Here is a 12,395-nt window from a genome sequence, read left to right on the forward strand (position 1 = left end):
GCCGGGTATTCACCAACAAAGACGCGGGCAATCGAATAGGCAAGCATCATCAGTGTTGCGGTCGAAATCACGCTAACCAGCGCAATCACTCGCAAACCAGTGGTGAGATCTTTTACGAACTCGTCCAATTTGTCATTCGCTGCGTGCTGAGACATTCGGGTGAAGTAGGCGGTGGCGATTGAGACCGTTACCACCGAGTGTGGGAGCATAAAGATCAACCAGGCAATGGCGGCAGCTGCGACCGAAGCCACTGCCAAACCTTCATTACGACCGGCGACTGCCGTTGAAGCAACAGCGGTCTGCACCAAACCACCAATTTGGGTAACCAAGACCATCGCAAGAGACCAAGAGGCGGCTTTCAGAGCGGGACGCAGTCCAAAACCGCGGAATTTGAAGTTCAGGTTTAGTGAAAGCCCGATCTTCTTCCAGCTGGCAAACAGAATCAGCGCTTGAGCGGCCACACCCAATGTCGCACTTCCGGCCAGCAGCGAAACTTGATCAGCGCCCCACAGGCTCACGGCTCGCTCTCCGCCTGGGTCAGAGCCAAAGATCAAGATGAACGCAACCAAGCCAGCGATTGAGACCACGTTGTTGAGAACCGGTGCCCACATAAATGGCCCGAACTCACTTCTGGAATTCAGTACCTCACCGAGGATTGAGTAAAGACCGTAGAAGAACAGCTGCGGCAGGCACCAGTAGGCAAAAGCAGTAGCGAGCGCTAGCTGATCCTTATCCCAACCAGAGGTGTACAGCTGAACCAATAGTGGAGCGGCCATGGTGAAGGCCACCGTCACGATAAAGAAAACCGTTATTGCCAGGGTCACAAAGCGATCTACATAGCCTTTACCGCCATCGGCTTGGCTGCGAGCTCTAACTAACTGCGGAACTAAAACCGCATTCAAAACACCACCGACGATGATGGCGTAAACGTTGTTGGGTAGCTGGTTTGCGACGCCAAAGGCGTCAGCCGCATCGGTGGTGACACCAATTGCAGCTGCGATCAAAACCGCCCTGACAAACCCCAAGATTCTCGACACGATGGTGCCGGACGCCATGATTACCGAGCTTCTAGCGACCGATTGCTCAGCCATTGCGTCTCCGGCGAAGTTTCCTCGCGGTTCGATAGCTGCCGATCAGAATCAAGGCAAGCATCGCAAAGGCAAAGCTAACCAGCAGAAAGAGCTCAACGTCGTAATTCACGTTGACTTGAACTAGCTCACGCTCGCCAACCTCGACCCCGTTTTGCTCAAGCCAAATCTCAAGCTCCACTGGGCCATTTGCTACCGCGCGAACTTCTACTTCGGCCTGCTGGCTACTGCCGGCAGGAATCGTGATTTCGCTCCCCTTCAAAACCTCAAGTCGGAAAGAGTAGGACTCCCCGTGAACGATTACGGTTGCCGACTCAGAGCCGTCGTTTTGGATCGTGATTGGAATTCGGCCGTCACGCGCAACCAGGTTGATTTCGCTGCCGGGAACGATGAAGACATCGCTGGCTTGTGCCAGCGGCCCAAAGAGCATGGCAATTGCCACTAGCAACAGTGTCACGGTCCGCTTCAATTCAGGATCTCCAAGGCTCGCTGGGCTATCTTGCGCTCATTCTCATGGGCTAAAACTTCCTCAAGTCTGCCAATTTCAAACCACTGCGTGTCAATAACTTCGCCGGTTGGGTCATTTAGGGCGTTTAGTTGGCCGCCGACTTGCTGCAGTAGATAGTGGTGGACGGTCTTTTTGATTCGCTTTGGACCGATTTTGAAGGTGTAGCTGATTTCGCCAATTTTCTCCAGGACCTTGGACTCGATTCCAGTCTCTTCACGAATCTCTCGAACCGCGGTCTGAAGATAGTTTTCACCCAGTTCAACGTGGCCTTTTGGGATAACCCAGTCCAAGCCACCACCGCGATTGCGGTGAGAAATTAGGGCTATCAAGCCAGGGCTTGACTCCGAAATCACCAGGCCGCCAGCAGACACCTCAGAAACGGTGAAGGGCCGGATGATTTTCATGCCCCAACTCTACTTGCAGGCTATGGCAAGCTAGTTGTGATGCAACCCGTTGCCGAGGCCCTAAAGAATCTCCAGCAGAACACTCAAAATCCGCTGCTGGATCGCCTTGGCGTGCTATTTGAGGCCGCCGGCTTTGAGTTAGCGCTGGTTGGTGGGCCGGTTAGGGACGCCATTTTGGGCAGGGTCGCCCCAGATTTGGACTTCACCACAAGTGCCAACCCTGACCAGATTCTCAAGCTCCTAAAGCCAATTGCATCGGCGACCTGGGACATTGGCCGCGAGTTTGGCACCATCGCAGCCCAAGTTGATGGCGAGCAGGTTGAAATCACGACCTATCGAGCCGACTCTTATGACCCAGAATCCCGCAAACCCACCGTGGCCTTTGGTGACAACCTTGAAGATGACCTGATCCGCCGAGACTTCACGGTCAATGCGATGGCGCTCAGACTTCCCTCTAGAACTTTTGTAGATCCCCATCAGGGCCTCAAAGACCTTCTTGGAGCAACTTTGCGCACCCCTTCAAAGCCCGAGGTCTCCTTCTCAGATGATCCACTTCGCATGATGCGGGCCGCTCGCTTCACCTCCCAACTCGGATTTGAAATTGAGCCAGAAACCTTTGAGGCCATGGTTCAAATGAGTGAGCGAATCGAGATCATCTCTGCGGAGCGAGTCAGGGACGAACTAACCAAGCTATTGCTATCCGATAACCCAAGACCCGGGCTTGAGGCCCTAGTTGACAGCGGGATCGCTGGGTATGTTCTGCCGGAATTACCAGCTTTGCGCCTAGAACTTGACGAACACCACCACCACAAGGACGTTTACCAACACACCTTGACTGTGGTGCAGCAGGCAATCGACTACGAGAAGGACTATGGCCTAAACAAGGACCTGGTTCTTCGTTTGGCAGCGCTACTGCACGATATCGGAAAGCCGGCGACCAAAAAGCTTGAAACCGGCGGAGCGGTTTCCTTCCACCACCACGATGTAGTGGGCGCAAAGCTTGCAAAGAAGCGTTTGACAGCGCTGCGCTTTGACAATGACACCATCAAGGCAGTTTCGAAGTTGGTCGAATTGCACCTGAGATTCTTTGGCTATTCCGACCAGCAGTGGAGCGATAGCGCGGTTCGTCGCTACGTCAGGGACTCCGAACAGCACTTACTTAGGCTGCACGCACTTACCCGCGCGGATGTGACAACCAGAAACCAGCGCAAGGCCGATCGCTTGTCTCACGCCTACGACGACCTCGAGCAGCGAATTGCGGTTTTGGCGGAACAGGAAGAGCTTGATTCAATGCGTCCCGAGCTTGACGGTGCGCAAATCATGGAGATTTTGAATCTAAAGCCCGGACGCGAAGTCGGCGAGGCCTACTCGTTCCTTTTGGAAATCCGCCTAGACGAGGGTGAAATCGGCCAGGAAGAAGCCAAAAAACGCTTGCTTACCTGGTGGCAACAAAGGTAGGCTTCTCAGGTTGCTCTAACGAGCGAACATGCAAATACCCTCCTGCCATGGAAAGACCATGGCCGCTCTAGACCGAAGGAGGTGGGTGAACTATGCATAACTACGAGGTGATGGTCATTTTGGACCCTCAGCTAGACGACCGCACAGTAACCGCAACTATCGACAAATTCCTATTGGCGATCACCAGCAATGGTGGCACCGTGGACAAGGTTGATATTTGGGGTCGTCGTCGAATGACATACCAAATTCAGAAAAACTCAGAGGGCATTTACGTTGTTGTCAACGTAACCTCGAGTCCAGCAGCAGTCAGCGAATTTGACCGCTTGCTAAGAATTTCTGAGTCAGTGCTTCGCACCAAGGTGCTGCGCCTAGAAGATGCGATTTTCAGCATCAACCCAATTGAGTTCGTGCCGGAAGACAAGCCAGCTCGTGCTCCACGTGGCGGTCGCCCAGGCGGCAAGCGTCCATCGGGTCCTAGGAGCAACTAATGGCGGGCGAGGTTAGCGTTACCATCGTTGGCAATCTTGCCGATGACCCGGAGCTTCGCTACACCCAGGGCGGCGTGGCAGTTGTATCTGTCCGCGTTGGCTCAACTCCCCGCACCCTAAACCGCTCAACCAACGAATGGGTTGACGGCGAAACCGTATGGGTTCGTTGCACCGCTTGGCGCGAGGCAGCAGAAAACATCGCACAGTCCCTAACTAAGGGATCCCGTGTTGTTGTTACCGGTCGCCTAAAGGCACCTTCTGCTTACCAGAGCGCTCAGGGAGAGGCTCGTGCATCGCTCGAGCTTGAGATCGATGAAATCGGTCCATCTCTGCGCTATGCAACCGCATCCATCACTCGCCGCGCTCGCGAAGGTGGCGCTCCAGCAGTCGAATCCCCATGGGGCGAGACCAAGGCTCCAGCATCTGGCGCCGACGCTTGGGCCAACCCAGCAGACCCAGCAGTTGACGAAGCACCGTTCTAAAGAATTCCAAGGAGAAAAAAATGGCAGGAAAAGGAGCTGACCGCCGCAAGGCTCGCATGAACTCTAAGTTCGCGAAACTTGCCCCGGCCAAGACCATCAAAATCGAGGTTATCGACTACAAAGACGTCGCTACCCTTCGTAAGTTCGTATCCGACCGCGGCAAGATCCGCGCTCGTCGTATCACCGGTGCAACGGTGCAGGACCAGCGCAAGATCGCAACGGCGATTAAGAATGCACGCGAGATGGCACTATTGCCATACTCCGGTGCTGGGCGCTAAGGAGAATCCCCATGTCGAAGCTAATTTTGACCAATGAGGTCTCCGGACTCGGTTCCGCGGGCGATGTTGTAGACGTAAAGGCAGGTTACGCACGTAACTTCCTACTACCAAACGGCCTAGCAGTTGTTTGGACCAAGGGCGGCGAGAAGCAGATCACTCAGATCCGCGCTGCTCGCGAGGCTCGCGAGTTTGCTTCTGTTGAAGAGGCAAAGGCCATTAAGACCAAGCTCGAAGAGAAGGCAATTCGCATCAACGTCAAGGCTGGCACCAACGGTCGCATCTTCGGTGCGGTCAAGACCAGCGATGTCGTAGATGCAGTTGTTGCTCTGGGCATTGGTGCTATCGACAAGCGCAAGGTTGAGATCTCCTCGAAGATCTCCACCGTGGGTGAGTACGAGGCCACTGTTCGTGTCACTAGCGACTTAGTTGCAAATGTGAAGCTACAGGTAGTTGCCGTAAAGTAACCAAAAGATTAACAAAACGGCCCGGGTAACCCCGGGCCGTTTCCATTTTTTACAGAAAACTCCAATGGTTATCCACAACCTTTAGGTTGAGGTTTAGAGTTTTCCACTTTAATTTGTGCACAGGTTGACCCCTTATAAACAAAGGGCTTTAGAAAAGTTATCAACAGTTATCCACAGGCAACACCGAGTTTTCCACAGTAATGTTCGGCGTGTTTCCACAGAGTTATCCACAGTTATCCACAGCGTGGTTTGAATCTTAATTGTCGGTGCCACAAGCTATACAAGTCTTAGGTAAATCTGGAGGTTTATATGTCTATGTTGGCACCGGTCCCGTCGGCCGATCCGAGGGTAGCCCCGCACAACCTAGATGCTGAACAATCCACCCTCGGCGGCATGTTGCTAAGCCAAGAGGCGGTAGCCGAGGTCTTTGAGGCCGTTTCTGGCGTCGACTTCTATGCACCGAAGCACGAACTAATCTTCAACGCCGTTCTGAACCTGTTTGGTCGCGGCGAACCAACCGACGTAATCGCTGTGACGGATGAGCTGAATAAGCAGGGAAACCTTGTCAAAGCAGGCGGCGCAGACTACTTGCACTCGCTAACCGGCTACGTTCCAACCGCTGCTAACGCCGGCTACTACGCCAAAATCGTGGCCGACAAAGCAATTCTTCGCCGCCTAATTGAGGCCGGCACTCGCATCGCTCAGGCGGGATACGAAAGCCAGGGCGAGGTTGAGGACTTGGTTAATCAAGCCCAGGCCGAGATTTACAAGGTTTCCAGTCAGTCTTCGAGAGAGGACTACGTTCCACTTAGCGACTCTCTAGAGGCTGCTATTCATGAAATCGAGGGTGCCCAAAAGCGTGGCGGTGAACTTACCGGTGTTGCAACTGGATTTACCGATCTTGACGCCTACACCCATGGTTTGCACAAGGGGCAGTTGATTATTGTCGCTGCCAGACCTGCGGTGGGAAAGTCGACCTTTGCACTTGACCTTGCAAGAAACGCAGCGGTTAAGCACAACCAAGCCACAATCTTCTTCTCCCTAGAAATGGGTCGTTCCGAAATCGCCATGCGTTTGATGAGCGCTGAATCTTCTATCTACCTGCAGTCAATGCGCAAGGGAACAGTTACCGATGCCGATTGGACCCGCCTAGCGGCCGTCCGAGGCCGAATCAACGATGCTCCGCTGTACATCGATGACAGCCCAAACATGTCCCTGGTTGAGATTCGAGCAAAGTGCCGCCGTCTGGCTCAGCAGGTTGACCTAAAGCTCGTCGTTATCGACTACATCCAGCTGATGTCTAGCGGTAAAAAGGTTGAGTCTCGTCAGCAGGAAGTCTCTGAGTTCTCAAGAGCTCTAAAGCTTTTGGCTAAGGAACTTGGTTTGCCGGTAGTTGCACTTAGCCAGCTGAACCGTCAAGCGGAGCAGGCAAAAGACAAAAAGCCCGAGCTTTCACACCTTCGTGAGTCTGGATCTTTGGAGCAGGATGCCGACGTCGTAGTGCTCTTGCACCGCGAGGGTATCTACGAAAAGGATCACCCTCGAGCCGGAGAAGCTGACCTTATCTTGGCTAAGCAGCGAAACGGACCTACTGGAACCGTTGTGGTCGCATTCCACGGTCAGTACTCCCGCTTCGTGAATATGCCAAGCTAGGGCTGTGCGAATCCAACCAGCTATAAAAGCAGCCGTAAGTTTCGGCGCTGGAATCTTCATTACCTTCAGCCAGTCACACTCGCCCGAGGTGGGTCTCTACACTCTTGCCATCTATGGCTTGATTGTTGGGCTTAGCTCTGTGGCATTGGCCTTTGGCCGAAAGACCGAGGGTGCGCTGCAGGAACTTCCAATGGTCACCCTTGCCACCCTGATTGGAATCTTTGCCTTCCTTGCGGCCCAGTCCGGGCAGGGCCTTCTAGAGGCCTTTTTGGCCCTCACCGCCACCTGGGGTTTGATTTCGGGAGCGTTTGGCCTTTACCAGGCTCGCAGGTTTGGCTTTAAGGCTCTGGCTGGAAGGGATCACCTTCTGAGCTCAATCTTTGCTCTTGTACTGGGAGCCCTATTCCTTGGCGTTGAGCTTGATGCCGTTAGCGCAGTTGGATTCTTTGGTGCATACCTTGCGCTGGATGGTGTGCACTGGGGAATTGCCGCCGCCTCACCTAAGGGCAAGTAGGCTTTAGAGGTGAAGCGTTTTACAAACCTAAAAACCTATATGACCGTGTCCATCGTGGCCGGGCTATTTACCGGAATCCTGGTCTACTTCGGCACGAGGTTCGTTGAGACCGGCATTGTTTGGGGACTAGTGACCTTCATCGTGGTAATCGTGATCGTTGCCACGCTGGATCTGAGCTTTAAGCCAGACGACCAGGACCCAAATCGCCCAAAACTGCGCTAATTACTTCAGGTATTCAGTTAGCTCGCTAGCCAAACCCACGTAGGTATTTGGCTTTAGCGCTTTTAGGCGGTCCTTGGTCTCAGATGGAATGTCCAAACCGTCAATAAACACCAATAAATCGGCTTCAGAAATGCGCTTGCCTCGGGTTAGCTCCTTGAGTAGCGCATAAGGGTCAGAAATCTTAGAAAGCCCCCTGGCAACATCGGCCCTGATTGCGGTCTGAATCGCCTCGCCCAAAACTTCCCAGTTGTCCAAAAGATCTGCCAACAGCACCGACTCGTTGATTGCTAGTTCGTCTAGGCCGCGGGTTAGGTTGTCGATTGCCAAAAGTGAGTGACCAAATCCAACACCAATGTTGCGCTGAGCGCTTGAGTCGGTTAGATCGCGTTGCAATCTTGAGGTTACGAGGGTTTGAGCCAGCGATTCCAAGATTGCGTTGGCCAATTCCAGGTTGGCTTCGGCGTTCTCAAAGCGAATCGGGTTCACCTTGTGAGGCATGGTTGATGACCCGGTTGCTCCAGCAATTGGAATCTGCTTGAAGTAGTTCAGCGAGATGTAGGTCCAGATATCCGTTGACAGGTTGTGCAAAATGCGGTTGAAGTGGCTCACTGCCGAGTAAAGCTCTGCCTGCCAGTCGTGTGATTCGATCTGGGTGGTTAGTGGGTTCCAAATAAGACCTAGGTGCTCAACAAAGGCTTTTGACTCGGCTGGCCAGTTCACATTTGGCGCTGCTGCTACGTGGGCGGCGAAGGTTCCGGTTGCTCCGGAGAATTTGCCCAGGTACTGCTGGTCGGTAATGCGATTCAGCTGTCGAGCCAGTCGGTAGACAAAAACCGCAATCTCTTTACCCATGGTGGTTGGGGTGGCTGGCTGACCGTGAGTTCTGGAAAGCATAGGCACGGCGCTGAGATCCTGGGCAATTCCCTCGAGCTTGCTCACTAGCTTTATTGCTCTTGGAAGCCAGACGTTATTGAGGGCTTCTTTGACGGTTAGTGCGTAGGAGAGGTTGTTGATGTCCTCCGAAGTGCAAGCGAAGTGGACAAGTTCTGCAAGGTCTAGTCGTCCCATGCGCTCAAGTGCATCGCGAATGAAGTATTCGATTGCTTTGACATCGTGTCTTGTGGTGGCCTCAATCTTGGCAATTGCCTCAACATCGGCATCACTGAAGTTCTCGGCTAGCGCGCGCAGCTGGGTTTTCTCAGCAGCGCTCAGTGAGGAGTTGGTGCCCAGCAAGTCCTTTTCGGCAAGCCAGATCAGCCATTCGATTTCGACTTGGATTCTGGCACGGTTGAGGCCGGCCTCACTTAGGTAATTGCCGAGGTCTCCGACCTGGCTGCGGTAGCGGCCATCAAGCGGAGAAAGTGGTTGAACCGAAAGTTTGCTCACCAGCCCATTTTGCCCTACTTACAGGGCAAAGGGGGTATTCAAATCACTTGATCTTTAGAACCCTTAGCACCGTGCGGGTCAGGAAGCTTGCAATCGACATCACAATCGCTGCCAGAATCGCCCAGCCTAGAGATGCAATTGACAGGCCTTCTGCGGTGAAGCCTTCGATTGAGAAGACATTTGCACCGAGCAGAGTTGAGAACCAAGCCACCATCAGAAGCAGGGCTCCATTAATCACAAATGCAATCAACCCAAAGGTCAAGATGTAAAGCGGGAAGGCCAACACCTTGATCACCGGAGCGATGATGGCGTTTACCAAGCCAAAGATTGCTCCGATAACCACGAATGACCCGATTGTCTCCCAAAGCCCATCCCCGCCATAGGGGGTGAGTTTGACTTGTGGGACCACCAAGGTGGCGGCCCAGAGACCAACAGCATTGACAATGGTGCTAATTAGAAAGCGCAACATTGTTCAATTCTCGCAGTATCGGGCTAAATTAGGTTCTGTGACCCCAGATAATTCCACTCCGATGATGCAGTTGCTTGCACCGGACGGCACCTACGGCGTGCCGGCACAGTACGCCAGGTATGGGGAAATCATTGATTCGCTCGGTGAAGACCAGCTAAAAACTTTTTATCGAGACATGGCTCGCATCCGTCGCTTTGACATCGAAGCAATCGCACTGCAGCGCCAGGGCCAGCTTGGACTCTGGGTTCCAGCGATTGGCCAAGAGGGTGCTCAGATTGGTTCTGGCTACGCAGTTGGACCGAACGACCACATTTTCCCTTCCTATCGCGAACACGGTGTAGCGATTACGCACGGTGTTGAGCTGATGTCGATTCTCAAGATGATGCGCGGTGTGAACCACGGTGGTTGGAACCCTGAGGAAACCAGGTATCACCTGTATTCGATCGTGCTGGGCGCTCAGGTATTGCACGCGGTTGGGTATGCCATGGGCGTGAAGTTTGATGGTCGAGTTGGCACCGGTGACAAGGATTCTGATCTAGCTGTTATTTCCTACTTCGGAGATGGTGCAACCGCCGAGGGTGATGTTTCAGAATCGCTATTGTTTGCAGCTGTTTACGAGGCGCCAATTGTTTTCTTCGTGCAGAACAACCAGTGGGCGATCTCTTCCCCAGTTGAGCAGGTAACCAAGGTCCCGCTCTGCATGCGTGGTTCTGGCTTCGGAGTCCCGGGCATGCGAGTAGATGGAAACGATGTTTTGGCTTGCTACGCAGCCACCAAGGTCCACATGGACGAGGCCCGCGAAGGAGCCGGTCCATACCTGATCGAGGCTTTGACCTACCGAATTGGTGCCCACACCACCAGCGATGACCCATCTAAGTACCGCGATGAGTCCGAGGTCGAATACTGGAAGGCCCGCGATCCAATCGCGCGCTTTGAAACCTTCCTGCGCCGCCAAGGAGTCGAGGACTCGTTCTTTGAAGACGTAAAGCAGGCCGGAGACGAGCTAGCGGCTGATATCCGCGAGCAGACTTTTGCGCTCACGACCCCGCCACTTGAGAACATCTTTGACTTTGTTTACTCAGAGTCACACCCGGACATCGTTCAGCAGCGCGCCTGGCTCAAGGCCTATGAGGAATCCATGGGTGCGCATGAGTAGCTATAAGGAGATGGCGATTGCAAAGGCACTAAATGCCGGTTTGCAAAAAGCCATGCAGGAAGACCCAAAGGTCTTGATGTTCGGAGAAGACGTCGCCCAGCTCGGTGGTGTATTCCGCGTCACCGAAGGCCTACACAAGGAATTTGGCGAGTCCAGAGTCTTCAACACTCCAATTGCCGAGTCTGGAATCGTTGGAACTGCGATTGGCTTGGCGATGCGTGGCTATCGCCCGGTGACTGAGATTCAGTTTGATGGTTTTGTTTTCCCAGCTTTCAACCAGATCACCACTCAGCTGGCAAAGCTGACATCGCGCTCAGAGGGCTTTTTGCAGATGCCGGTCGTAATTCGCATTCCCTACGGCGGTGGCATTGGAGCGGTTGAGCACCACTCCGAAAGCCCAGAGGCTTACTTTGCCCACACCCCGGGACTCAGAATCGTTACCCCGTCTAACCCAAACGATGCCTACTGGATGATTCAAGAGGCAATCAAGAGCCCGGACCCGGTGATTATCTTTGAGCCAAAGCGCCGCTACTGGCAAAAAGGCCCGGTAAACCTAGATATTCCGCCAATGCCGCTGCACTCAGCAAGGTTGATGCGCGAAGGCACCGATGTGACGCTGTTGGCCTATGGCCCGATGGTCACCACCGCGCTGCAGGCAGCAGAGCTTGGTGCCGAAGAGGGAATCAACATCGAGGTCATTGACCTCAGATCGCTCTCGCCAATTGATTACCCAACCCTTTTTGCCTCTGCAAATAAGACCGGTCGAGTAGTGATGGTTCATGAGGCTCCGACCAACGTCAGCATTTCGAGCGAAATCGCTGCCCGCATTGCCGAGAACTGCTTCTATTCGCTAGAGGCACCGGTATTGCGAGTTGGTGGTTTTAACACCCCGTATCCGCCAGCCAAGCTGGAAGAGGCCTATTTGCCAGATGCTGACCGCATTCTGGAGGCCGTCGACAGGTCTTTGGCTTACTAGGAGGCATGATGAGCATCGCGAAGTTCCCACTGCCAGATGTTGGTGAAGGTCTAACTGAGGCCGAGATCGTCTCCTGGAAGGTTGCGGTTGGCGACCAAGTAAGCGTGAACCAGACCATCTGCGAGATTGAGACCGCCAAGTCAATCGTTGAGCTTCCCTGCCCATTTGCCGGTGAAGTGACCGAACTTTTTGCCCAGGAGGGAGAGATGGTTGAGGTTGGTAACCCGATCATCGCCGTCAGGGTAGTGGGTTCAAGCCCAATCCCGACCCTGAGCGAGCCTGATGCACCTGCTGGAGCTGTGGAGAAAGAATCCGACACCGGTGCCGAGTACAAGCTTCCGACCCTGGTCGGTTATGGCGATGCCGGGGATTCAAAGTCCCGCCGCCGCAGGGCCATCGCAGCTGTTTCGCCAGTAACCACAGCGATTCCAGTCTCAATGGTCAGGTCAATGGCAGCTAGCGATAGCGTGATGGCAAAGCCACCGATCCGCAAGCTTGCCAAGGAATTAGGCGTTGAGCTAGCGAATGTCACTGGCACCGGCGTGCACGGCGAGATCACTCGCGAAGATGTAATTGGCTCGGCATCCCAGGCTTCAGTATTCAAGAACCTCACCACCCCGCAGGCACCTTCGGAGCGCGAAGAGCGCATTCCGGTAAAGGGAGTTCGCAAGGCAATCGCAAGTGCCATGGTGAAGAGCGCATTTACCGCTCCTCACGTGAGCATCTTCGTCGACGTTGACGCCACCAGGACAATGGAATACGTAAAGCGCCTCAAGAACTCGGTTGATTTTGCGGGCATCAAGGTGACTCCGCTATTGATTATGGCCAAGGCCATTATCTGGGCGGTTC

The 12,395-nt window shown here is 53.9% G+C and carries 16 protein-coding genes; 11 read left to right on the forward strand and 5 right to left on the reverse strand.

Going from position 1 to position 12,395, the window contains the following annotated elements; translation table 11 throughout:
- The 3 genes from murJ to AC128V_RS04465 form a co-directional block, all read right to left on the reverse strand.
- The coding region (murJ, locus tag AC128V_RS04455) for a murein biosynthesis integral membrane protein MurJ (protein ID WP_482763482.1) at positions 1-1,091 on the reverse strand (1,091 nt) is incomplete at its 3' end.
- A complete protein-coding gene (locus AC128V_RS04460; protein WP_482763483.1) occupies positions 1,084-1,545 on the reverse strand; it encodes a DUF6049 family protein in 462 nt (153 codons plus the stop codon). The genes AC128V_RS04460 and murJ, both read right to left, overlap by 8 nt.
- An 8-nt stretch (positions 1,546-1,553) precedes the next feature.
- Positions 1,554-2,000: an NUDIX hydrolase gene (locus AC128V_RS04465; RefSeq protein WP_482763484.1), complete on the reverse strand. Its 447-nt coding sequence runs from the start codon at positions 1,998-2,000 to the stop codon at positions 1,554-1,556.
- Positions 2,001-2,039: 39 nt separating this feature from the next.
- On the opposite strand from AC128V_RS04465, the gene AC128V_RS04470 reads away from it, so the two are divergent.
- The 8 genes from AC128V_RS04470 (at position 2,040) to AC128V_RS04505 (ending at position 7,559) form a co-directional block, all read left to right on the forward strand.
- On the forward strand, positions 2,040-3,458 hold the full coding sequence (locus AC128V_RS04470; RefSeq protein WP_482763485.1) for a CCA tRNA nucleotidyltransferase: 1,419 nt from the start codon (positions 2,040-2,042) through the stop codon (positions 3,456-3,458).
- 92 nt (positions 3,459-3,550) lie between these two features.
- Positions 3,551-3,946: a 30S ribosomal protein S6 gene (gene rpsF / locus AC128V_RS04475; protein WP_482763486.1), complete on the forward strand. Its 396-nt coding sequence runs from the start codon at positions 3,551-3,553 to the stop codon at positions 3,944-3,946.
- On the forward strand, positions 3,946-4,428 hold the full coding sequence (gene ssb / locus AC128V_RS04480) for a single-stranded DNA-binding protein (protein WP_482763487.1): 483 nt from the start codon (positions 3,946-3,948) through the stop codon (positions 4,426-4,428). Before rpsF ends, ssb begins: the two co-directional genes overlap by 1 nt.
- Positions 4,429-4,448: 20 nt before the next feature.
- Positions 4,449-4,706, forward strand: a complete 258-nt coding sequence (gene rpsR / locus AC128V_RS04485) for a 30S ribosomal protein S18 (RefSeq protein ID WP_482763488.1) — start codon at positions 4,449-4,451, stop codon at positions 4,704-4,706.
- An 11-nt stretch (positions 4,707-4,717) separates the two neighbouring features.
- Positions 4,718-5,170: a 50S ribosomal protein L9 gene (rplI, locus tag AC128V_RS04490; RefSeq protein ID WP_482763489.1), complete on the forward strand. Its 453-nt coding sequence runs from the start codon at positions 4,718-4,720 to the stop codon at positions 5,168-5,170.
- A gap of 309 nt (positions 5,171-5,479) precedes the next feature.
- Entirely contained in the window at positions 5,480-6,823 is a 1,344-nt protein-coding gene (dnaB, locus tag AC128V_RS04495) for a replicative DNA helicase (RefSeq protein ID WP_482763490.1), read from the forward strand.
- Between the two features lie 4 nt (positions 6,824-6,827).
- Complete coding sequence (locus tag AC128V_RS04500; RefSeq protein WP_482763491.1) at positions 6,828-7,337, forward strand: hypothetical protein; 510 nt, start codon at positions 6,828-6,830, stop codon at positions 7,335-7,337.
- A 9-nt stretch (positions 7,338-7,346) separates the two neighbouring features.
- Positions 7,347-7,559 (forward strand): hypothetical protein, encoded by a 213-nt coding sequence (locus tag AC128V_RS04505; RefSeq protein WP_482763492.1) that lies wholly within the window; start codon positions 7,347-7,349, stop codon positions 7,557-7,559.
- On the opposite strand, the gene purB is transcribed toward AC128V_RS04505, so the two are convergent.
- The gene (gene purB / locus AC128V_RS04510; protein ID WP_482763493.1) at positions 7,560-8,945 is read right to left on the reverse strand and encodes an adenylosuccinate lyase; all 1,386 of its coding nucleotides are present in this window, start codon (positions 8,943-8,945) and stop codon (positions 7,560-7,562) included.
- A gap of 43 nt (positions 8,946-8,988) precedes the next feature.
- Positions 8,989-9,414, reverse strand: a complete 426-nt coding sequence (locus AC128V_RS04515; protein WP_482763494.1) for a phage holin family protein — start codon at positions 9,412-9,414, stop codon at positions 8,989-8,991.
- Between the two features lie 61 nt (positions 9,415-9,475).
- Between AC128V_RS04515 and AC128V_RS04520 the strand changes: the two genes are divergently transcribed.
- The 3 genes from AC128V_RS04520 to AC128V_RS04530 all read left to right on the forward strand — a co-directional run.
- Positions 9,476-10,570, forward strand: coding sequence for a thiamine pyrophosphate-dependent dehydrogenase E1 component subunit alpha (locus tag AC128V_RS04520; RefSeq protein ID WP_482763497.1), 1,095 nt, complete (start codon positions 9,476-9,478; stop codon positions 10,568-10,570).
- The gene (locus AC128V_RS04525) at positions 10,563-11,546 is read left to right on the forward strand and encodes an alpha-ketoacid dehydrogenase subunit beta (RefSeq protein WP_482763495.1); all 984 of its coding nucleotides are present in this window, start codon (positions 10,563-10,565) and stop codon (positions 11,544-11,546) included. Before AC128V_RS04520 ends, AC128V_RS04525 begins: the two co-directional genes overlap by 8 nt.
- An 8-nt stretch (positions 11,547-11,554) precedes the next feature.
- On the forward strand, positions 11,555-12,395 hold an 841-nt coding region (locus AC128V_RS04530; RefSeq protein ID WP_482763496.1), incomplete at its 3' end, for a biotin/lipoyl-containing protein.

Source organism: Aquiluna sp., assembly GCF_965064355.1.

Excerpts from the sequence above, each read along its gene's own strand:
- AC128V_RS04465 (WP_482763484.1), bottom strand. The coding sequence starts at position 2,000 with ATGAAAATCATCCGGCCCTTCACCGTTTCTGAGGTGTCTGCTGGCGGC.
- AC128V_RS04470 (WP_482763485.1), top strand. The coding sequence starts at position 2,040 with ATGCAACCCGTTGCCGAGGCCCTAAAGAATCTCCAGCAGAACACTCAA.
- rpsF (WP_482763486.1), top strand. The coding sequence starts at position 3,551 with ATGCATAACTACGAGGTGATGGTCATTTTGGACCCTCAGCTAGACGAC.
- ssb (WP_482763487.1), top strand. The coding sequence starts at position 3,946 with ATGGCGGGCGAGGTTAGCGTTACCATCGTTGGCAATCTTGCCGATGAC.
- rpsR (WP_482763488.1), top strand. The coding sequence starts at position 4,449 with ATGGCAGGAAAAGGAGCTGACCGCCGCAAGGCTCGCATGAACTCTAAG.
- rplI (WP_482763489.1), top strand. The coding sequence starts at position 4,718 with ATGTCGAAGCTAATTTTGACCAATGAGGTCTCCGGACTCGGTTCCGCG.
- dnaB (WP_482763490.1), top strand. The coding sequence starts at position 5,480 with ATGTCTATGTTGGCACCGGTCCCGTCGGCCGATCCGAGGGTAGCCCCG.
- AC128V_RS04515 (WP_482763494.1), bottom strand. The coding sequence starts at position 9,414 with ATGTTGCGCTTTCTAATTAGCACCATTGTCAATGCTGTTGGTCTCTGG.
- AC128V_RS04520 (WP_482763497.1), top strand. The coding sequence starts at position 9,476 with ATGATGCAGTTGCTTGCACCGGACGGCACCTACGGCGTGCCGGCACAG.
- AC128V_RS04525 (WP_482763495.1), top strand. The coding sequence starts at position 10,563 with ATGAGTAGCTATAAGGAGATGGCGATTGCAAAGGCACTAAATGCCGGT.